Here is a 21,669-nt window from a genome sequence, read left to right on the forward strand (position 1 = left end):
TGAGACCAGGTTGAGCTGGTGGTACTGGGCGAGGGTCATCTGTGGGCGGTGGCCGACCACACCGTGACATCGGGGTGAGTGTCATAGCGATAGCCGGTGCCTCTCATTGTCCGAATCACCGTAGAGTACTCTCCCAAACGCCTGCGCAGACGCCGGATATGCACGTCAACAGTCCTCTCATCAGGGACTTCGCCACCTGACCAGACGGCAGCGATGAGGTCTTCACGAGGCAGAGTGGAATCGGCATGAGAGACGAGAGTCGCCAGGAGGTCGAATTCCTTGGTGGTGACATCGATGAGGTCGCCGTCGATGCGGACCTCGCGGCGGGGGATGTCGATGCGCAGTCGCTCAGCGGCTCGGTTCTGGAAGTTCCCATTGAATCGGGATCCGAAGCCGCCTGTGGGGGCGGCTTCGCCGATGCCCTGCTCGGACTCGCGGCGCAGGGGCGGCGGGTGGATTCGGCTGGGGATGCGCGAGCGGACCGGGCCGTGTGTTCCAGCCGGGGTCCCGGTGGCGGCGGGGGAGCCGTTGGCCACGGCACGGACGGCATCGATGTCGTTGCCGCGACCTTCTGGTGCCAAAGCGATGACCGCCTGGGTCTCTGCCTGGGAGGCCAGTTCCTTCGCGTAGGCCTGCAGCTCGCCGGCGATCGCGGAGAGGTTGGTCCCATCGGCGGCGGCCTTGGACTCATCAAGGCCGATGTAGACGATGATTCCGCGCGCTGCCTTCGGTGAGGGTACGACACCGGCGGGGCCGAAGGTGTGGGGCGGGTTCTGCGGGTCTACAGCACTCAACCGGGCTCCTGCGCGACGGATGGCAGCTGCGCTGCGTGGATGTGCGTACGCTGGTTCTGAATTCGACATTGCTGTCCTTTGCTTCGACCTGGAAGGCCGTTGTGACTGAATGAGTCCGCTGCGGAGTCTGCGTGTACTCGTTCGAGGCCGGACAGCGGGGAGACGGTCACCGACAACGAACGCAGAGCATACACATGCCTGCGGGGCACATTCGCGTCGAGTGCGTCGTAGAAGTCATGGCTTCATTATTTGTCACAAAACTCGCCGGTGGCAAAGGAAAGCCCGAAAATGAGACGAGTGTGACGAAATATGACGTCCTTTCGCCACACCCTTCGGACCGGTTAAGCGGTGTTCAGCTCAGTCGACGATTCCGTACATCCGGTCACCAGCGTCGCCGAGTCCAGGGACGATGTAGCCCTTCTCGTTGAGTTTCTCGTCCAGCGCTGCCGTGTAGATCTCGACATTCGCGGACTGGGCGTAATCCCTCTCAATCCGCTCGACACCTTCTGGGGCGCTGACGAGGCAGACCGCTGCGACGTCCCTGGCGCCTCGGGCGAGGAGGAAGTCGATGGCCATGGCTAAGGTCCCACCCGTGGCCAGCATCGGATCGACGACGAAGACCTGTCGGCCGCTGAGGTCATCGGGCAGGCGATCTGCGTAGGCACTGGGCTCAAATGTCTCCTCGTCGCGGACCATCCCCAGGAAGCCCACCTCGGCGGTGGGGAGGATGCGCAGCATTCCATCGAGCATGCCCAGGCCCGCGCGCAGAATCGGGACGACGACCGGGCGCGGCTCGGCCAAGCGGGTGCCGGTGAACGTCGTCACTGGAGTCGTGATTTCCTTGTCCTCGACCGCGACCGAGCGGGTGGCCTCGTAGGCGAGGAGCATGACGAGTTCCTCGGTGAGCTGACGGAACCGAGCGGAATCGGTGCTCTGGTCACGCAGGACGCTGAGTTTATGGGCGATGAGCGGGTGATCGGCTACATGAAGGCGCATAGGAGAAATGGTACGGAACTTTTCATCTTCGCGCGTGGAGCTGTGGTGAAAGGTCGGCCGAAGCGTCACAATGGGAGCATGTCCTACTTCACTGAGATCCTTGCCGAAACCAGCGATGGTTTTCGTGCGCTCGATGTCGATGTTCGGGATGCCTCCGATCTCGACAGCCTCGTCGAGATGATGCAGGCCGCCGGGTCGGAAGACGGCGAATCGGTCGCGGTCATCGAGCACGAGGACGAATGGTTCGGCCTCGTGCGAGTCTGCGAAAACAACGAGATCAGAGTCTTCCTGTCTGACCTGCGTGCCGTTGAGCTCAGTCCCTTCGCAGATATCTTCGCCGACTTCCTCGATTCCCAGCCCGACGCCTATGAGGCGGAGCCGGAAGAGGAGTTCGGTCTCGACGACGAGGCGGCAGCCCAGACCGATGACGACGCCGAGGAGGAAGAGGTCGCGATGCTCGAGTTCGACGCTGACGCCGAATGGGGCGGCGATGCCGAGATCTATGCCGACCGCGGAGTCCTGCCCGCCGAACTCATCGAACAGGTGGAGAAGTACCGCTCGGACCCTGCCCGCGTCGTCGCCCACGTCGGTGAGACCGTCGGGTTCGCCGACCAGCTCCAGGCCGCCCGCTGAGTTCACCGGAGGAGAACGCGGAACTCGGCTTCGGTGGCCACCCGCACTTCCAGGATTGGATGGGACTCGCTCTCGCCGAGGCGGCCCTGGCCCGCGAGCATGACGACGTTCCCGTCGGGGCTGTGGTCCTCGACGGTGATGGTGTGGTGATCGGGCGTGGTCACAATCGACGAGAAGTCGATCAGGATCCGCTCGGCCATGCCGAACTCATGGCACTGCGCAATGCCGCCGAGGCGACCGGGCGGTGGCGCCTCGATGAGGCCACCCTTGTCGTCACGCTCGAACCCTGTGCGATGTGTGCAGGTGCACTCGTCGGATCTCGGATTGCCCGAGTCGTCTATGGAGCATTCGATGAGAAGGCCGGTGCGGCAGGCTCCGTCTGGGACCTGCTGCGAGATCGCGCCGCGCTGCACCACCCGGAGGTCTATTCCGGAGTGGCAGCGACGAAGTGCCGGGGCCTGCTCAGTGACTTCTTCGCCGCGAAACGGGGGAATCCCGCTGGCTGAGCGACGCCGAGGACGTGGGGCAGGGCAGTGGCTCAGGTCACGCCCGCTCGATTTGGACGTCACCTGGGGCTGACTGTAATGTTGTCCGCGGTGGCGTGTCCGAGCGGCCGAAGGTGCAACACTCGAAATGTTGTGTAGGGTAACCCCCTACCGTGGGTTCAAATCCCACCGCCACCGCGTTTTGCCTGAGCCGCGACATCGTTGGAAGACGATGTCGCGGCTCAGGTTTTTTGTGTGCGGAGATGACTGGGTGGTCACTTCACCTTGCCTGCAGTCACCTCGGCGAACCATGTGGAGGCGAAGCCCTCCGTGTCCGTCCGTGGACTCGCACCCCCTGGGCTCTGCGACTCCTTACCCCGATGACGGCAATGAGTGCGATGTTTGAGATGATTGCGTGTGGTCGAGGCGGACGAACTGACATGGTCAAGCCCTGCAGCCAGATTGTGACCGTTGACACATTGCACCAAACAGACTTAACTTATCAGGCGGAACGGAAGTGTCTTTCCATGATGCGAAAAGAAGCTTCTGTTGTGGAAGCGGTGTCCGTTTCTCTGCGCAGGTTCAAAGCGCGTGGTCGCCAACGATGATGTTGCCGACTGATCAGATCGAACAACTTGAGGTGGTCCATGAAAATGGCTGACAACGACCAACGGCGGGATGCGAAAACCGCCACCGAGAGCAGCGGGAGTCCCGGACTGCTCGACAGATTCTTCGAGATCACATCACGCGGTTCCTCGATCAAGCAGGAGATCCGCGGAGGCATCGTCGCCTTCTTTGCGATGGCTTATATCGTCGTCCTCAACCCGCTCATCCTGGGCGGTTCCCAGGATGTCGCGGGCGGGACGCTCGACTTCGCCCAACTGACCGCTGTCACCGGCCTCATCGCCGGCGTCATCACGATCCTCTTCGGCGTCGTCGCGAGGCTCCCATTCGCGCTCGCCGCGGGACTGGGCATGAACAGCTTCCTGGCCGTCTCCGTGGTCCAGGACGTCACCTGGGCCGAAGCCATGGGGCTCGTGGTCATCAACGGTGTCATCATCGTCGTCCTCGGAGCCACCGGCATCCGAACCGCGATCTTCAACGCCGTGCCCCACGCTCTGAAGGTCGCGATCACGGTCGGCATCGGCCTGTTCATTGCGTTCATCGGCTTCGTCAACTCCGGCTTCGTCACCCGCACACCGGCCGGACCTCCCGTCCAGCTGGGGCAGAACGGGTCGATTGCATCGCTGCCGACGCTCGTGTTCGTCTTCGCCCTGATCCTCATCGGCATCCTCGTCGCACGTCAGGTTCCGGGCGGAATCCTCATCGGCATCATCGTGGCCACGATCCTCGCGATGGTCATCCAGGCCTTCGCGAAGCTGGGAACCGTGGGCGACCCGGTCAACCCGGACCCGGTGGGCTGGAACCTCGCCGCACCCGAGATCCCCGGTCAGGTCGTGGCGCTGCCGGACTTCTCACTCATCGGCGCCTTCGACCTGTTCGGATCCTTTGAGCGCATCGGCGTCCTGGCTGCCACGATGCTGGTCTTCACTCTGGTGTTCACGAACTTCTTCGACGCCATGGGCACAATGACCGGCCTCGCTCGCAGTGCCGGCCTGCAGACGAAGGACGGAATGTTCCCCCGCATCCGCGGTGCATTCATCGTCGAAGGCATCGGCGCAGTTGCCGGTGGTGGAGCTTCCGCCTCGTCGAACACCGTGTTCGTCGACGCCGCGGCAGGCATCGCCGAAGGCGCACGAACCGGACTCGCCGCCTGCGTCACCGGCGGACTGTTCCTGCTGTCGATGTTCTTCGCGCCGCTCATCGGCGTCATCCCGATGGAAGCCGGAGCCGCCGCGCTCGTCATCGTCGGTGCCATGATGGTCACGCAGATCCGCGAGATCGACATGAGTGACTTCCGCACCTCGCTGCCGGTATTCCTGACCATGGTCACGATGCCGCTGACCTACTCGATCGCCAACGGAATCGGCGTCGGATTCATCTCCTGGGCCCTCATCCACGCGATGAGCAAGCGCGGCCGGGACGTCCACTGGCTCCTCTGGGTCGTGTCAGCAGGATTCGTCCTGTACTTCGTTCGCGGCCCGATTTCAGCTATCTTAGGTGGATGAGTGAAATGATTGGACATCTTGCTTGGGGAAAGGGCCAGATCGCACACGGCGACTGAAGCCTGAGTCGGTCGCTGCACTGACGGGGCACCCAGCCAACCGGGTCGCCGGCGTCAACTCGACTCCACGTTCTTCGCTGCTGTTCGCATGGATAACCAGAAGTTTCGAAGAACGAAGCAATTGTTCCAACCATGCACTGTGCGCCGCAGAGACGAGGCGCAGGAGGTAAGTGCGATGTCTGCCACGGAAACTCAACGTTCCACCGCCCGGGTTTCAGTGAACTCAGCCGTTCACGAATTCGACGGGCCACCACACACAAATGCTCTGGACTTCCTCCGCGGAGTCGGACTCACGGCAGCCAAGGAAGGCTGTGCCGAAGGCGAATGCGGGGCCTGCGCCATCATGGTCGCCCGCCCCGAGAACGATGGGACAACCCGTTGGACCTCGATCAACTCCTGCCTGCTGCCGGCCGCGGCACTCGACGGCCAAGAGGTCATCACGGCCGAAGGCCTCGCCGACGGTGAGAGCGTCCACCCCGTCCAGGAAGAGATGGCAGTGCGCGGAGGATCCCAATGCGGATACTGCACCCCCGGCTTCATCTGCTCCATGGCCGCCGAATACTACCGGCCCGAACGTGGAGACGATGCCGCTGCGACCACCGGCGACAACGCGGCCGACCACCACTGCGGCCCCAACGGCTTCGACATCCATTCCCTGTCAGGCAACCTCTGCCGCTGCACCGGCTACCGCCCCATCCGAGACGCTGCCTACGCCCTCGGCCAGCCCGAACCCGGCGACCCGGTCGCGGCGCGTCGCGAGAAGCCGGCCCCGAACTCGGCGAGCACCGATATCCACCGGGCCGATACCGCCACCGGTGAAATCGGACGGTTCCGTCGTCCTTCCACCCTCGCCGAGGTGCTTCACATCCTGGCCGATGAGCCCGAGGTTCTCGTCGTCGCCGGCGCCACCGATTGGGGCGTGGAGGTCAACATCAAGAACGCACGCGCCAAATCGATGCTCGCCATCGACCGCCTCCCCGAGCTGCGCGGCATCGCTCGCAGCGCTGAATACATTGAGCTGGGGGCAGCTCACACACTGAGTGAACTCGAACGCGAACTCGCCGGATCGATCCCGCTGCTGGGCAAACTGATCCCTCAGTTCGCCTCCCGACTCATCCGCAACGCCGCTACCATCGGTGGCAACCTCGGCACGGGCTCACCCATCGGCGACGCCCCGCCGGCGCTCCTGGCCTTGGACGCACAGCTCGTGCTCACCTCGGCGCAGGGCTCACGAATCGTGGAACTCGCCGACTATTTCACCGGCTACCGGCAGACCGTACGCGGTGCGGGTGAGCTCATCACCGCGATCCGCATCCCATTGCCACTGGCACCACTGACCTCGTTCCAGAAGATCGCGAAGCGCCGCTTCGACGACATCTCCTCGGTCGCAATCGGCTACGCGGTGAGAGTCGAGGACGGGGTCGTGGCCAAGGCCCGGATCGGTCTGGGCGGCGTCGTGGCCACCCCGCTTCGCGCCAAGGCCACCGAGGCGCTGCTCGAGGGGGCACCCTGGACGCTGGAGACCGTGCACGGTGCTGCAGATACCCTCGCCGCCGAGGGCACCCCGATGGATGATCACCGGGCGAGTGCGAAATACCGGACCGCGATGCTGCGGTCCTCGCTTGAGCGTTTCTTTGCCGAACAGGAGGCAGGACGATGAGCCAGCTGTCACAGCGCCCCACCGATCCCATCGTCGGTGAGAGCCACCACCACGAAAGCGCCTTCGGTCACGTCACCGGAGCGGCCCTCTACACCGATGACCTGGTCGGACGCCTCACTGGCGTCCTCCACGCCCACCCCGTGCAGTCCACCCAGGCGCACGCGAAGCTGGGCAGCGTCGATATCGCCGGCGCCTACGAGATCCCGGGCGTCGTCCGTGTGATCACGGCCGAAGACATTCCCGGCGTCAACGACCAGGGCGTCAAACACGACGAGCCGATGCTGCCCGTTGACGAGGTGATGTTCTTCGGCCAGCCCATCGCCTGGGTCCTCGGCAACGACCTCGAAGCGGCGAAGGCCGGAGCGGCAGCTGTCGTCGTTGACTACGAACCGCTGCCCTCTCTGGTCAGCGTGAGGGATGCGATCGAGGCGAAGAGCTTCCACGGCATTCAGCCCGTCATCGACAAGGGCGACGCCACCGGAGCCTTCGCCGATGCCGCTCACGTGTTCGAAGGCGAATTCGAGTTCGCCGGCCAAGAGCACTTCTACCTCGAGACCCAGGCCTCGCTGGCTCACATCGATGAAAGCGGGCAGATCTTCGTCCAGTGCTCGACCCAGCACCCCACCGAAACGCAGGACATCGTCTCCCACGTCCTCGGGGTTCCCGCCCATGAGGTGACCGTGCAATGCCTGCGCATGGGCGGTGGATTCGGCGGCAAGGAGATGCAGCCACACGGATATGCGGCTCTGGCGGCCCTCGGCGCGAAGCTCACCGGTCGCCCGGTGCGCCTGCGTCTGAACCGCACACTCGACATCACGATGACCGGCAAGCGCCACGGCTTCCATTCGTCCTGGAAGATCGGATTCACCGACGAGGGCAAGATTCTCGCCCTCGACGCGACTCTGACCGCTGACGGTGGGTGGAGCCTCGACCTGTCCGAGCCCGTGCTCACCCGCGCCATGTGTCACATCGACAACGCCTACTGGGTGCCCAACATCCGTGTGGCCGGTCGCATTGCGAAGTGCAACAAGACCTCGCAGACGGCCTTCCGCGGATTCGGCGGACCCCAGGGCATGCTGGTGATGGAGGACATCCTCGGCCGGGTCGCCCCGAAGCTGGGGCTGTCGGCCCGTGAACTGCGCCGTCGTAACTTCTACACCGCCGGACAGGACACCCCGTACTACCAGCCGGTGCGTCATCCCGAGCGGATGGAGGCCGCCTGGGATCAGGTCGTGTCCACCGCCGAGGTGGAGGCCCGGGAATCCGAAATCGACCAGTTCAATGCCCGGAACGAGCACGTCAAACGCGCGATCGCGATCACCCCGGTGAAGTTCGGGATCTCGTTCAACCTCACCGCCTTCAACCAAGGCGGCGCCCTCGTCCTCGTGTACAAGGACGGTTCCGTCCTCGTCACTCATGGTGGCACCGAGATGGGCCAGGGCCTGCACATGAAGATGCTGCAGGTCGCGGCCACCACCCTCGGGGTGCCTCTGTCCACGGTGCGGCTTGCGCCCACGCGCACGGACAAGGTCCCCAACACCTCGGCGACGGCGGCAAGCTCCGGAACCGACCTCAACGGCGGTGCGGTCAAGGACGCCTGCGAACAGATCCGGGGCCGGCTGACACAGGTCGCCGCCGGAATCCTCGGGGCACCCGCCAACGAGGTCAGCGTCCACCGCGGCATCGTCAGTGCGCTGTCATCGAAGAAGACGGTGACCTGGGAAGAGCTCATCAACGCCGCCTACTTCCAGCGGGTCCAGCTCTCGGCCTCCGGGTTCTACCGAACCGAAGGACTGCACTGGGACCTGTCGGTCATGACCGGTGAGCCCTTCAAATACTTCGCCTACGGTGCGGCCGCGTCCGAGGTCGAGGTCAACCGCTTCGACGGATCCTACACACTGCGCCGGGTCGACATCGTCCATGATGTCGGCGATTCGCTCTCACCTCTGATCGACCTCGGCCAGATCGAGGGCGGATTCGTCCAAGGCGCCGGTTGGCTGACCCTGGAGGACCTGCGGTGGGACGAATCAGACAAGCCCAGCCGAGGTCGCCTGGCGACCCAAGCCGCCAGCACCTACAAGATCCCCAGCTTCTCTGAGGCGCCAGAGGTCTTCAACGTCTCGCTGCTGGACAAGGCACACGAAGAGGGTGCCGTCTACGGCTCCAAGGCCGTGGGCGAACCACCGCTCATGCTCGCATTCTCCGTCCGGGAGGCCCTGCGAGGCGCTGTGGCCGCGTTCGGCTCGGAGACTGCCGGCGAACACGGTCCCTCCGTCGAGCTGGCCTCACCGGCGACGCCCGAAGCCGTGTTCTGGGCCATCGAATCGGTGCGGCTGCCTGCCGCCAGCGATGCTACCGTGTCCGGAGATGCTGCGCAGGGGAGCCCGGAAGGCATCAGTGTCCCATCATGACCTGGATGGACACAGCTGCGAAGCTTCGTTCTTCTCGGGTGCCGGCCGTCCTCGTCACTCTCGCCTCGGTTCGCGGGCACGCCCCGCGTGAGGCCGGAGCGAAGCTGATCGTCACCGCCGATGACCTGCATGGGACCATCGGCGGTGGCAACATGGAGATGACTGCCGTCACCCGTGCCCGCGAGATCCTGGCTGCAGCGTCTGGGCCGGGATCGGAGGCGACTCGACCCGAACCTGAGATGCTCACGCTGCGACTCAACGACAAGGCACCGGCCAAATACGGGCGTCAATGCTGCGGGGGAGAGGTCAGCGTACTGCTCGAACCGCTGCCCGTGCCCGCCTCGGTGGCGATCTTCGGGATCGGCAACATCGGACTTGAGCTGACCCGAATCCTGGCCCGCCACGACATCGACATCCACCTCAGCGACTCCCGTCCCGAGCATCTCGAGGAGCTCGAGCGACTGGAACCGCCTGTGGCCCAGGTCCATCGCGAGTTCGCCGTCGTCGGCGAGGAGGTGCTTGTCGGGCTGCCCATGGGCACGCATGTGCTCATCATGACCCACGACCACGCCGAGGATCTCCACCTCTGCGATGCGGCACTGACCCGCGGCGACCTCGGGTCCATCGGGCTCATCGGCTCGAGTGCCAAATGGCAGCGGTTCAGAAAGAACCTCATCGCCGAAGGCCACACACCCGAGACTGTTGACACCATCGACTGCCCCATCGGCCTGCCCGATCTGCCCGGAAAGCAGCCGGCGACGATCGCACTCAGCGTCGCCGCCGATCTGCTGGGCCGCATCGGCTGACAGGCCTTCTGCCACACTTCACCTTCCAAGGAGCACCACTATGTTCATCTACCGTGCCCGTGTCTTCGACACACCGATCGACCCCTTCGCCGGGGGCACTCTGCGCTCGGGCTCAGACGTCGCCATCGTCGTCGCTGAGGGGCTGATCATCGCCCGCACCGACTACGCGAGTGCGGTTGCTGAGCATCCCGACGCCGAGGTGGTCGACCTGCGTGCCGGCGTACTCATTCCCGGCCTCATCGACACCCATGTCCACTACCCGCAGGTCCGCGCGATCGGCTATCTCGGCAAGCCTCTGCTCGAGTGGCTCGACCACTGTGCCCTGCCAGAAGAGGCGAAGCTCGCTGACGAGGCCTATGCCTCTGCCGTGGCCGGCGAGTTCCTCGCCGGGCTGACCTCGGCGGGAACCACCTCGGCGATGGTCTTCGGTTCGCATTTCGCAACCGCCATGGACACCTTCTTCTCCCAAGCCGCCGAGGTGGGTCTGCGGATCACATCTGGACTGGTCACCAGCGACAAGACCCTTCCAGAACCGCTGCTGACCAGCGTCGAGCAATCAGTGTCCGAGAGTCAGGGTCTCATCGACCGCTGGCACGGGAACGGCAGACTCAGATTCGCCATCACTCCGCGCTTCTCCTTCTCTGCGGGGGAGGAGCTGCTGGCCGCTGGTGGGCAGCTGCTGGCGGACAATCCTGGGGTCTGGGTGACCTCTCACCTCAACGAGAACCGCGACGAGATCGCCGGTGTCGCCGAGATGTTCCCCGAAGCACGCGACTACCTCGACACCTACGATCGTGCGGGACTGCTGGGCAGGCGGACGATCCTGGCCCACAACGTCCACCCGAACGATCGTGAACTGGCCAGAATGGCCGAGGTCGGGGCCGCCTCGGCGCACTGTCCGACCTCGAATTCGAACCTGGCCAGCGGCTTCTTCCCACTGCGCCGACACATCGAGGCCGGAGTCCGCGTCGCGCTCGGCTCCGATGTGGGAGCGGGGACAGGATTCTCCCTGCTCAAGGAGGGCGTCCAGGCGTACTTCATGCAGCAGCTCGACCCGTCCGGCGGTCTGCCGCTGAGCTCCGCACACCTGCTGCACCTGGCCACCGCCGCCGGCGCCGAGGCGCTCGAACTCGGCGATGAGGTGGGTGACCTGTCCGTGGGCAAGCGCTTCGACGCGGCCTACATCTCACCTGCAGCGCACCAGCCCCTGGACGTGGGCATCAGGCACGCCGGCAGCGACGAGGACGCTCTGGCGAAGATCTTCGCCATGGGGACACCAGCCGACATCACCCGCGTGTGGGTCGACGGTCAGCTCGTCAAGGGCGGCGGTGCTCCGACTCCTCGCTGACGACCTGCTTCACGCTGGCGGTGTCGACGATGTCTCCGCAGTCGATCGCGGCGCGGATCTCCTCGGCCTGCTCGTCGGGAACGAGTGGGATCTCCTCGCCATCGCAGTCGACGAAGACTCCGTCGATGAACTGATCGCCTTCGCGCAGATCCTTGAGGTTCGAAGGTGTGAGGAAGCGCGCGGGCTTCGCACCGTAGACGGAGGGGTTTCGCGAATTGCCGAAACTCAGCTCGTTGAACAGGAGATTGAGCAGAACCGCCATGATCGCGGCCGAGGAGATTCCCGAGTGGAAGATCGTCTGCACCCAGGACGGGAACTGCTCGTAGAAGTCGGGCTTGACCACGGGGATGAGTGCGAAGGCGAGCGAGGCGGAGACGATGATGAGGTTCATGTTTCCCTCGAACTTCACCTCCTTGAGGTTGCGGATGCCTGATCCCGAAACGGTTCCGAAGAGGATGAACCCGGCGCCGCCGAGGACGGGCATCGGCACAGCCGCGACGACCTGACCGAGTACGGGCATGAGCCCGAGAAGGATGAGGATGACACCGCCCGCGGAGACGACGAAGCGGGAGCGGACTCCGGTCAGCGCCACGAGGCCCACGTTCTGGGCGAAGGCCGACTGGGTGAAGGACCCGAAGAAGGGCGCAATGACCGAGGAGAGCATGTCGGCGCGCAGCCCGGCCGAGACCCGCTTCTTGTCGACCGGGGTGCCGACGATCTCGCCGACGGCCAGCACGTCCGCTGCGGTCTCGGTCTTGATGACGAGGATGACGATGAGCATCGAGCCGATCGCTGCAAGGTCGAAGGTCGGCGCGCCGAAGGGCAGCAGTCCCGGTAGCGCTACCGGAGCGCCGTCGCCGACGTCGGAGAAGTCCGTCATGCCCATCGCAGCACCGATGGCCGTGCCGATGATGAGGCCGAGCAGGATCGACAGCCGTGAGATCGTGGCCGATCCCACCTTGCTCAGCAGCAGGATGACGGCGAAGGTGATGAAGGCCAGTGCGATGTTCTGCACGGAACCGTAGTCGGCGGCGGCCTCGTCGCCGCCCATGGCCCAATTGCCCGCAGTCGGAATGAGTGTGAGTCCGATGGCCGTGATGACCACGCCGGTGACCACGGGTGGGAAGAAGCGGATGATCCGGGCGAAGAACGGAGCCACGACGAATCCGATGACGCTGGCGACGATGACCGCGCCGAAGATGTCGCCGAGGTTGCCGCCGCCGGAGAGGATGGAGAGCATCGTCGCGACGCCGGCGAAGGAGACTCCCTGGATCAATGGCAGACGCGATCCCACCAGGGGGAAGCCGATGCTCTGGATCAGGGTTGCTATCCCGCCGACGAAGAGGCTGGCGGTGACGAGTGCGACGAGCTGATCGCCGTCGACGCCGGCCGCCTTGCCGATGATGAGCGGCACCGCGATGATGCCGCCGTACATGGTGAGGACGTGCTGGAGCCCGTAGGCGAAGAGCTTGGGCACCGGGAGCCACGCGTCCTCGGGCCGCGTGGACCCGGGCGGGAGGGACTTCGTCGTCGAACTCTCGGTCATATCTCAGCCTTCCGAAGCAAGCCTCATTACTCTTCCGTATCGTGGATTCGATCTTCCACAAATGTGATCTCCACTACGTTCGGCCTCTTTTTCTGCAAAGTCAAACCGGCGATTCGGGTAGCGGGTTCCGGCGTTCGGGGCAAGTCCCCTGTCTGGTCAGTGCTGGCGGGCGGGGTCCGTACGTGCCCTGTGGGCATCCGAGAATTTCGGACTGATCCGCCTCGGTGGGTTGACTCCATCTCAGTTGCCTGCCTATGCTTGATTTCATCAAACGGAAACACCTTTCCACGATACGAAAACCTGGTAACCCGCACTCGCAGCGACGCGAAGGAGAATCCCATGGCGACATTCGATTTCACCAATGCCGACAGCTACATCCTCAACTGCTCCACCCTGCTCACCGAACTGCCCGTGATGGAGCGCGCCCAGGCCGCTAAGGACGCCGGTTTCAGCCAGGTCGAGTTCTGGTGGCCCTTCGACGGCAACCCGACCCCCACCTCGGCGGAGGTCGATGAATTCATCGCTTCGCTGGACAGTGCAGGCGTCGAACTCAAGGGACTGAACTTCTGGGCCGGGAACATGGCCGCCGGTGACCGCGGCATGGTCTCGATCAAGGGCGCAGAGGCCGACTTCGCGAAGAACGTCGAGATCGTCGTCGAGATCGGCCGCCGCACAGGCTGCCGCGCCTTCAACGCCCTCTACGGCCTGCGCACCGAGGGCCAGACCCCTGAGGAGCAGGACGAGGTCGCGATCGAGAATCTCAAGTTCGCGGCCGACGCCGTCGCCGCCATCCAGGGGACCGTGCTCGTCGAACCCGTCTCCGGAGCCGATGACTACCCCCTCAAGCGTGCTTCCGACGCCGCCGAGGTGGTCCAGCGGGTCCGTGCTCAGGGCGTTGCCAACATCGCCGTCCTCGCCGACTTCTTCCATATGTCGATCAACGGTGACGACGTCGCCGCGGTCATCGAGGCCGATGCCGCGAAGTTCGGTCACATCCAGATCGCCGACGCCGCCGGCCGCGGGGCACCCGGCACGGGGGAACTGCCGCTCCAGGACTGGATCAACCGGTCCTACGAGCTCGGCTACACCGGATCCATTGCACTCGAATACAAGCAGGATCGCGCCACCGCATTCGAATGGCTCGCGAACTGAACGCCACACCCACTTCAGATAGGACATGAACATGAGCAAGACAATCGCATTCATCGGACTCGGAATCATGGGGTTGCCGATGGCCAAGAACCTCGTCAATGCAGGCTTCACCGTCCGCGGCTACAACCGTTCACCGGAGAAGGCCGCAGACCTTGCCGCAGCAGGCGGCCAGGCCGCAGGGACCATCGCCGAGGCGGTCGACGGAGCCGATGTCATCATCACCATGGTGCCCGACTCCCCGGACGTCGAGGACGTGCTGACCGGCGACGAGGGCATCCTCGCCCACGCCAAGGCCGGCGCCTACTGGATCGACAACTCCACGATCCGCCCCGACGTTGCGAAGAACCTGTCCGCCCAGGCTGCCCAGAAGGGCCTCAAGCCACTCGACGCACCCGTCTCCGGCGGCGAAGCAGGAGCGATCAACGGTGCGCTGTCGATCATGGTCGGAGGCGACAAGGGCCACTTCGATGCCGTGTCCGATGTCTTCGACGCCGTCGGCAAGACCATCGTCCTCGTCGGACCTTCGGGCTCGGGGCAGACCGTGAAGGCCGCGAACCAGCTCATCGTCGCCGGCAATATCGAACTCCTCGCCGAGGCGGTCGTCTTCCTCGAGGCCTACGGAGTCGAGACCACCTCGGCGCTGCAGGTCCTCGGTGGAGGACTGGCCGGATCGAAGGTCCTCGACCAGAAGGGGCAGAAGATGCTCGACCGCTCCTTCGACCCCGGCTTCCGCCTGGAGCTGCACCACAAGGACATGGGCATCGTCACCGCCGCCGCCCGCGAGGCAGGGGTCGCGATTCCGCTCGGTTCGGCCGTCGCGCAGCTCGTCGCCTCGACCGTCCAGCAGGGCAACGGAGGACTCGACCACTCGGGTCTGTTCACCGTCGTCGAACAGCTCTCGGGCAAGAACCAGGACTGAGCTGCCGCAGACAGCACTGAGCTGCCACAGACAGGGCGGGGCCATCGGCATAACGACACTGGCGGCCTCGTCCCACCACGAACCGAGCCGGCGACAGCGTCGTCGCCGGCTCTCTGAACTCGGACCACTCGAATCCGGACCACTTGACTCCGGACCACTGACAAGAAGGAAGAACAATGACACGTATGCGTGCAGTTGACGCGGTGGTGCTCATCCTCGAAAAGGAAGGCGCAACCGAAACATTCGGCCTGCCGGGTGCGGCCATCAACCCGCTGTACTCAGCGATGAGGGCCCACGGCGGAATCCGCCACACGCTGGCCCGCCACGTTGAGGGTGCCTCGCACATGGCAGACGGATACACGCGGGCAGCGGCCGGGAACATCGGCATCTGCCTGGGCACCTCGGGGCCTGCCGGAACAGACATGATCACCGGTCTCTACGCCGCAGCCGCGGACTCGCAGCCCATCCTGTGCATCACCGGACAGGCTCCCGTCGCGGTCCTCGACAAGGAGGACTTCCAGGCCGTGGACATCGCCTCGATCGCGAAGCCCGTGACCAAGATGGCAAAAACGGTGCTCGAAGCAGGGCAGGTCCCCGGCGTCTTCCAGTCGGCCTTCCAGCTCATGCGCTCGGCCAGGCCGGGCCCGGTCCTCATCGACCTGCCGATCGACGTCCAGCAGACTGAGATCGACTTCGATATCGAGACCTACGAACCGTTGGTTCCGTCGAAGCCGGCGGCCACCTCGGCGCAGGCGGAGAAGGTCCTCGACCTCATCGCGGCTGCCAAGCACCCGCTCATCATCGCCGGCGGCGGCATCCTCAACGCCGATGCCGCGGACAAGCTCGTCGAATTCGCCGAGGCGACATCGATTCCGGTCTCACCGACACTGATGGGCTGGGGCACCATCCCTGATGACCACCCGCTGCAGGCAGGCATGGTTGGGATCCAGACCCACGTGCGCTACGGCAATGCCTCATTCCTGGAGTCCGACCTGGTCATCGGCATCGGCAACCGCTGGGCCAACCGTCACACCGGTGATCTGGGGGTCTATCGCAACGGCCGGAAGTTCGTCCATATCGACATCGAGCCCACGCAGATCGGGCGCGTGTTCTCACCCGACTACGGTGTCGTCTCCGACGCCGGGGCCGCGCTCGACGCCCTGCTGTCCGCTGCACGCGGGCGGACTGAGGCTGCGGGACTGCCGGACTTCACCGGCTGGGCCGGCGAGTGCACGGCGCGCAAGTCCACGGAGCACCGCAAGACCAACTACACCGATATGCCGATCAAGCCCCAGCGGGTCTACCAGGAGATGAACGCCGCCTTCGACGAGGACGTGACCTATGTGTCGACGATCGGCCTGAGCCAGATCGCCGGTGCGCAGATGCTTCACGTCTACAAGCCGCGCCACTGGATCAACGCGGGTCAGGCCGGACCATTGGGCTGGACCGGACCGGCAGCGCTGGGGGTGGCGAAGACCAAGCCGGAGGAGACGGTTGTCGCCCTCTCCGGTGACTACGACTTCCAATTCATGATTGAGGAGCTGGCCGTCGGGGCACAGCACAAGATCCCCTACCTGCACGTCGTGGTCAACAATTCCTACCTGGGGCTCATCCGGCAATCGCAGCGCGGCTTCGACATGGACTATCACGTGTCGTTGGCCTTCGACAACATCAATTCCTCGGGAGAAGCTGCCAGCTACGGCGTCGACCATGTGGCCGTCGCACAGGGATTGGGGTGCAAGGCGCTGCGCGTCGAGGACCCCGAACTCATCGGCGAGGGCCTGCGAGTGGCCAAGGAGCTCATGGACGAGCACCAGGTTCCCGTTGTCGTCGAGGTCATCCTCGAACGCGTCACGAACATCTCGATGGGCGCCGCACTGGACAACATCAATGAGTTCGACGTCCTCGCTCAGACTCCGGCCGATGCGCCCACGGCGCTGACTCCGATGGGCGAAATGTCCGCGGCGAAGTAGTTGGGGCGCGGCCGGCGCGGCGCGGTTCAGTAGCCGCGCCAGATGTCGGCTGCACCACAATTGGTATACCATAGTCCCGGGAGCGTCGGAGGGTTGGTTCCGACACTCCCGGGACTTGTCTGACATGCTTGGCGAGACACGTCGCAGCAGACATCGGGCATCGATGCCGTGGAAACGACCGGGATCGATGCCGAGCAGAGAACTTGGCCTGCGGGCCGATGAAACGAGGAGGATGCATGAACGTCGATGACGCCGGTACACAGGGTCCTGACCAGGACTTCGACCTGATCATTCGGGCACAGCGGGCAGTTCTGCCCGAGGGCGTGAGCGCGGCCGAGATCGGCGTTCGTGCGGGCAAGATCGTCGAGGTCGCCACCGGGGGAGCGGTGCTCAGCGGTGCCGCCTCGGCGGATGCGAAGGTTGTCGACGTCGATGAGTCGCAGGTTCTCCTGCCCGGGCTCGTCGATTCGCACGTGCATGTCAATGACCCGGGCCGCAGCGAATGGGAAGGCTTCGCCAGCGCCACCCGCGCCGCAGCCGCCGGCGGGGTGACGACGATCGTCGACATGCCGCTGAACTCCCTGCCGCCGACCGTCAACGTCGAATCCCTCGACATCAAGCGCGAAGTAGCCGCATCCAAGGCATTCATCGATGTCGGCTTCTGGGGCGGGGCGATCCCCGGCAATACCGGTGACCTCAAGCCCCTCTTCGACGCGGGCGTCTACGGTTTCAAGTGCTTCCTCGAAGACTCGGGAGTCGATGAGTTCCCACCGCTGGAGCCAGATGAGCTGCGCGCCGATCTGGCCGAGCTCGCGAAGTACGACGGCCTGCTCATCGTCCACGCCGAGGACCACTCGGTCATGGCCGAGGCCCCGAAGAACTCGGGCCGCAAGTTCAGCGACTTCCTCGCCTCCCGCCCGCGCGAGGCCGAGAACGTCGCGATCGCACGGGTCATCGAGGCCGCCCGCGAGACCGGTGCCCGCGCCCACATCCTGCACCTGTCATCGGCAGATGCGCTGCCGCAGATCGCCGCGGCCAAGGCCGAGGGCGTGAAGCTCACCGTTGAGACCTGCCCCCACTACCTCGTGTTCACCGCCGAGGAGATCCCGGACGGAGCGACGACGCACAAGTGCTGCCCGCCGATCCGTGAGGAATCCAACCGCGAGGCCCTGTGGCAGGGCCTGGTCGACGGCACGATCGACTGCATCGTCTCCGACCATTCGCCCTCGACGGCCGAACTCAAACTGCTCGACACCGGCGACTTCGGGGCAGCCTGGGGCGGAATCTCCTCGCTGCAGCTGGGTCTCTCCCTTGTATGGACCGAGGCCGCCAAGCGCGGCATCGACCTCGCCGAGGTGGTGGCCTGGATGTCCAGTGCCCCCGCCTCCGTCGCTGGAGTGGAGAACAAGGGCGCGATCGCACTCGGCAACGACGCGGACTTCGCAGTCTTCGCTCCCGACGAGGAGTGGACGGTCGCAGCCGCCGAGCTCTACCACCGCAACCAGATCAGCGCCTACGACGCCCGCACCGTCCGCGGCGCCGTCAAGCAGACGATCCTCCGCGGCGCCCCCGTGAACTTCGACGAGCCCCAGGGCCACCTCCTCCGCGCCCGCTGAGGCGCGCCTCGCAAGGGGCTTCATCGTTACAGCAACCTTCCGGGCGCTGAGCAACCTTTAGCGGGGTTGCTCAGCGCCCGGAAGGTTGCTCAGTTTGATGACGCGAAGCATTCGGGTTGCTGAGGTACGAAGTTGTTGCTGACGATACGACCACCTCTGTGCACAGGTTTATCCACAGAATCGCGGAATATGTTGCTGTTTGCTGTTGAATGATGCAATTTAGTTGTTATGTATGCGCACATCACCGCCGCACGTCTGGTTCGCTTGGGATTCTCTCGAGAGGAAATCCGGCGAGCGCTGCGCTGCTGCCTGCGCAGGGTGGCGCGAGGCCGATATGTCACCGAGTTCGTCTGCGCTGATGCAGCTCATAGCGAGCTTTGGGAATCGATCAAGAGCGGTTCCAGCAGTGAGTTCGTCCAATTCGGGGATATCCGGGACCAGGTCGAGAGACTCAAGGTACTTATCCGGGCTCGAGCAGAGCATCTTCAGGAGGGTCTGCTCAGTCGGCGTACTCCACGTGGAGGAGAAATCTTCAGCCACCTGTCCGCAGCGCTCATCCATGAACTGCCCGTGAGCTCCCTCAGCGAGCATCGGGTGGAAGTTGTACGGCCAAAGGTCAGCCGCACTTATACCAATCTGCGGGTCCGGCGTCGTTTGATACCTCAAACCCAGATGGTCAAGATCGGCATATATGCAGTGACCTCACTGGAGCGGTCGCTCATCGACGTAGCGCGTGACTATCCGCTGAGCGTCTCAGTGCCGATGCTCGACCATGCTTTGCGCTGTGGCTCTGCAGATCTCGACGATGTGAGGACGGTTGTCTCTGCCTGCGTTGAGATAGAGGGTTCGCGAAATGTGGAGAACGCTCTTGAGCTAGCCGACGGTCGTCGGGAATCCGTCGCCGAATCGGTCTGTGCTGTGCGATTCTACGAGTTCGGAATTGTCGGATTCCTCCCACAGGTGAACATCTTCGACACTGCCCGGAACTGGTTGGGACGAGTCGACTTCTGCCATGAGAAGGCCAAGATCATCGTCGAGGTCGACGGAATGGGTAAGTACGGACTCGGCTCCGGGGATCCGAAGAAGGAGATCGAGAAGGAGAAGCTGCGGGAGTCGGCCCTCAGCGCCGCGGGCTATCTGGTGATCCGGTTGACCTGGAGGCAGCTCTACCGATCAGAGCTCTTCCATCACATCCTCAATGCAACTGCCACGCGGCTCTCGTCGAACTGAGCAACCTTTCGGGCGCGTAGCAACCTCGCTAAAGGTTGCCAAGCGCCGGGAAGGTTGCTCAGCCGTGCAAGAAGAGCTGGCTTCAGGCGCCGAGCTTCTCGCGGAGGCGGCGGACGTGGCCCTCGGCGTCGACGTTGTATTCGACGTCGCTGAGTGTTCCGTCTTCGGCGATGACGAAGGTTGAGCGCAGGGTGCCCTCGAAGGTGTTGCCGCCCACCGTCTTCTCTCCGAACGACCCGTAGGTCTTCGCGAGCTCCGCGCCGGGATCGGAGAGCAGTGGGAAGGTCAGGTGCTGGTCGTCCGTGAACGCCTGGAGTGCCTCGGCGTCATCGGGGGAGACCCCGAGCACCTGGAATCCTGCAGCGGCCAGGGACGAGAGGTTGCCGCGGAAGTCGCAGGCCTCGGTCGTGCAGCCGGGTGTCGCGGCCTCGGGGTAGAAGTAGAGGATGAACTTCTGTCCGGCGAAGTCCGCCTTCGAGTGGGTCTTTCCATTGGCGTCGGTGAGGGAGAAGTCGGGTGCGTTCTGTCCGACTTCGAGTTGTGTCGCCATGATGATGCGTCCTTTCGTGGGTGACTGCTTGTGCTGCTGGTGGTCAGTTCTGTTGCGCGCCCGCGGTACCTGCGCCCATTAGGCCCGCGCCCAAGAGCGCGCACGCGTGTGCCGCCGTGGCTTCGATGAGCTCTTCGGCGCGGTCGGAGAGCTCGGCGAGCTCGGCCGGGCCGGGTGCGATCGACAGTGCGGCGGTGATTCCTGCCTCGCGGCATTCGGCGGGACTGAGCGCGACGCGTCCGGCCACGACGATGATCCTCGCCGAGGCGGGGGCATGGTCCCGGACGGCCGCGACGACCTTCCCGCCCAGGGACTGGGAGTCGAAGGACCCCTCGCCGGTGAGCACGATATCGGCCTTCGACAGGGCTTCGGTCAGGCCCACCGCCTCGGCGACCATGGTCGATCCGGGCACAACCTCGGCGCCCAGCAGGGTAGTCAGCGCCAGAGGGATGCCGCCGGCTGCACCGAAGCCAGGCGTCGCGGCCAGAGACAAGGCCTCGGCCGAGGAACCGGCGAGCACCTCGGCGAGGTGGGCCAGGCCGGAATCGAGGACGGACACCGAGGAGGGGTCGGCACCCTTCTGCGGGCCGAAGACTGCGGCGGCACCGCGGGGGCCGGTGAGCGGATTGTCGACGTCGACGGCGATGCGCCAGCGGACGTCGAGCGCGCGGGGGTCGAGCCCCGAGGAATCGACCGAGACCAGGGCTGACAGGCCGCCGCCGCCGGGGGCGACGGGCTCCCCGGAGGAGTCGCTGAACGTCGCGCCCAGAGCGGAGACGATGCCGACCCCGCCGTCGGTGCTCGCCGATCCGCCGATGCACAGCAGGATCTCTTCGACTCCCTGTGCCAGGACATGGCTGGCGATGAGCCCGACGCCATAGGTGCCAGCGCGCTCGGGCTGCAGCTCAACGTCGGAGACCTGGGGGAGGCCATTGGCCTGTGCCGCCTCGATGACTGCGGTCTTCCCGTCGGCGGAGATGCCGAACAGGGCGGTCGCGGGTCGCCCCAGGGCATCGACCACGTCGACCGAGCGGGCTGGCGTGCCCCACACTGCGAGCAGAGCGTCGAGGGTGCCCTCACCGCCGTCGGCGAAGGGCAGATCGGTGATCTGCGAGTCGGGGAACACTTGGCGGGCACCGCGCGCCAGGGCGGCTGCGGCGGCGGGGGCACCGGCCGAGCCCTTGAAGGAATCGGGGGCACAGACGATCGTTGGTCTTTCCCTGCTCATGACGTCATTCAACCTCATTGTCGTGATATCGGCGGAGAGCGCTCAGCAGTCGGACCAGCCGATTCCACCATTCGCACAATCATTATCCACTCTGCGGAAGAAGTTTTCCAAATTAGTGCCCCAGGTGATCGTTTGGG

17 protein-coding genes and 1 tRNA gene are annotated in these 21,669 nt (G+C 64.7%); 13 read left to right on the forward strand and 5 right to left on the reverse strand.

What is annotated here, in order from left to right; translation table 11 throughout:
* Positions 1-35: 35 nt before the first annotated feature.
* Together BANT918_RS05580 and upp are read right to left on the reverse strand one after the other, a co-directional pair.
* Positions 36-863: a winged helix-turn-helix transcriptional regulator gene (locus BANT918_RS05580; protein WP_101619327.1), complete on the reverse strand. Its 828-nt coding sequence runs from the start codon at positions 861-863 to the stop codon at positions 36-38.
* Positions 864-1,151: 288 nt separating this feature from the next.
* Positions 1,152-1,790, reverse strand: a complete 639-nt coding sequence (gene upp / locus BANT918_RS05585) for a uracil phosphoribosyltransferase (RefSeq protein WP_101619328.1) — start codon at positions 1,788-1,790, stop codon at positions 1,152-1,154.
* Between the two features lie 78 nt (positions 1,791-1,868).
* Between upp and BANT918_RS05590 the strand changes: the two genes are divergently transcribed.
* From BANT918_RS05590 to guaD, 8 genes are all read left to right on the forward strand, one after another.
* Positions 1,869-2,423 (forward strand): tRNA adenosine deaminase-associated protein, encoded by a 555-nt coding sequence (locus tag BANT918_RS05590; protein WP_101619329.1) that lies wholly within the window; start codon positions 1,869-1,871, stop codon positions 2,421-2,423.
* A 59-nt stretch (positions 2,424-2,482) separates the two neighbouring features.
* Positions 2,483-2,929: a tRNA adenosine(34) deaminase TadA gene (gene tadA / locus BANT918_RS05595; RefSeq protein ID WP_101619330.1), complete on the forward strand. Its 447-nt coding sequence runs from the start codon at positions 2,483-2,485 to the stop codon at positions 2,927-2,929.
* 89 nt (positions 2,930-3,018) lie between these two features.
* A tRNA-Ser gene (locus BANT918_RS05600) sits at positions 3,019-3,106 on the forward strand.
* 455 nt (positions 3,107-3,561) lie between these two features.
* A complete protein-coding gene (locus tag BANT918_RS05605; protein WP_101619331.1) occupies positions 3,562-5,037 on the forward strand; it encodes an NCS2 family permease in 1,476 nt (491 codons plus the stop codon).
* A gap of 231 nt (positions 5,038-5,268) precedes the next feature.
* A complete protein-coding gene (locus BANT918_RS05610) occupies positions 5,269-6,753 on the forward strand; it encodes a xanthine dehydrogenase small subunit (protein ID WP_101619332.1) in 1,485 nt (494 codons plus the stop codon).
* The gene (gene xdhB / locus BANT918_RS05615; RefSeq protein ID WP_101619333.1) at positions 6,750-9,164 is read left to right on the forward strand and encodes a xanthine dehydrogenase molybdopterin binding subunit; all 2,415 of its coding nucleotides are present in this window, start codon (positions 6,750-6,752) and stop codon (positions 9,162-9,164) included. Before BANT918_RS05610 ends, xdhB begins: the two co-directional genes overlap by 4 nt.
* Positions 9,161-9,970 (forward strand): xanthine dehydrogenase accessory protein XdhC, encoded by an 810-nt coding sequence (gene xdhC, locus BANT918_RS05620; protein ID WP_167389396.1) that lies wholly within the window; start codon positions 9,161-9,163, stop codon positions 9,968-9,970. The genes xdhB and xdhC overlap by 4 nt, the downstream gene beginning before the upstream one ends.
* A 40-nt stretch (positions 9,971-10,010) precedes the next feature.
* Positions 10,011-11,318, forward strand: a complete 1,308-nt coding sequence (gene guaD / locus BANT918_RS05625) for a guanine deaminase (protein ID WP_101619335.1) — start codon at positions 10,011-10,013, stop codon at positions 11,316-11,318.
* Here guaD and BANT918_RS05630 read toward each other — a convergent pair.
* Positions 11,287-12,864, reverse strand: coding sequence for a nucleobase:cation symporter-2 family protein (locus tag BANT918_RS05630; protein WP_101619336.1), 1,578 nt, complete (start codon positions 12,862-12,864; stop codon positions 11,287-11,289). The two genes, guaD and BANT918_RS05630, sit on opposite strands and share 32 nt — an antisense overlap.
* A gap of 339 nt (positions 12,865-13,203) precedes the next feature.
* On the opposite strand from BANT918_RS05630, the gene BANT918_RS05635 reads away from it, so the two are divergent.
* The 5 genes from BANT918_RS05635 (at position 13,204) to BANT918_RS17345 (ending at position 19,754) form a co-directional block, all read left to right on the forward strand.
* The gene (locus tag BANT918_RS05635; protein ID WP_101619337.1) at positions 13,204-14,016 is read left to right on the forward strand and encodes a hydroxypyruvate isomerase family protein; all 813 of its coding nucleotides are present in this window, start codon (positions 13,204-13,206) and stop codon (positions 14,014-14,016) included.
* A 31-nt stretch (positions 14,017-14,047) separates the two neighbouring features.
* Positions 14,048-14,935 (forward strand): 2-hydroxy-3-oxopropionate reductase, encoded by an 888-nt coding sequence (locus BANT918_RS05640; RefSeq protein WP_101619544.1) that lies wholly within the window; start codon positions 14,048-14,050, stop codon positions 14,933-14,935.
* A gap of 176 nt (positions 14,936-15,111) precedes the next feature.
* Positions 15,112-16,908 carry a glyoxylate carboligase gene (gene gcl / locus BANT918_RS05645; protein WP_101619338.1) on the forward strand — a complete coding sequence of 599 codons (1,797 nt, stop codon included), beginning with the start codon at positions 15,112-15,114 and terminating at the stop codon, positions 16,906-16,908.
* 236 nt (positions 16,909-17,144) lie between these two features.
* On the forward strand, positions 17,145-18,524 hold the full coding sequence (gene allB / locus BANT918_RS05650; protein WP_009883245.1) for an allantoinase AllB: 1,380 nt from the start codon (positions 17,145-17,147) through the stop codon (positions 18,522-18,524).
* Positions 18,525-19,220: 696 nt separating this feature from the next.
* Positions 19,221-19,754 (forward strand): DUF559 domain-containing protein, encoded by a 534-nt coding sequence (locus tag BANT918_RS17345; RefSeq protein ID WP_162619313.1) that lies wholly within the window; start codon positions 19,221-19,223, stop codon positions 19,752-19,754.
* A gap of 82 nt (positions 19,755-19,836) precedes the next feature.
* Here BANT918_RS17345 and BANT918_RS05665 read toward each other — a convergent pair whose 3' ends face one another.
* On the reverse strand, positions 19,837-20,304 hold the full coding sequence (locus tag BANT918_RS05665) for a peroxiredoxin (RefSeq protein ID WP_101619339.1): 468 nt from the start codon (positions 20,302-20,304) through the stop codon (positions 19,837-19,839).
* A gap of 43 nt (positions 20,305-20,347) precedes the next feature.
* Positions 20,348-21,532: a glycerate kinase gene (locus BANT918_RS05670; protein ID WP_233430368.1), complete on the reverse strand. Its 1,185-nt coding sequence runs from the start codon at positions 21,530-21,532 to the stop codon at positions 20,348-20,350.
* Positions 21,533-21,669 lie beyond the last annotated feature (137 nt).

The sequence above is a fragment of the Brevibacterium antiquum CNRZ 918 genome (assembly GCF_900169145.1).
Classification (GTDB): Bacteria; Actinomycetota; Actinomycetes; order Actinomycetales; family Brevibacteriaceae; genus Brevibacterium; species Brevibacterium koreense.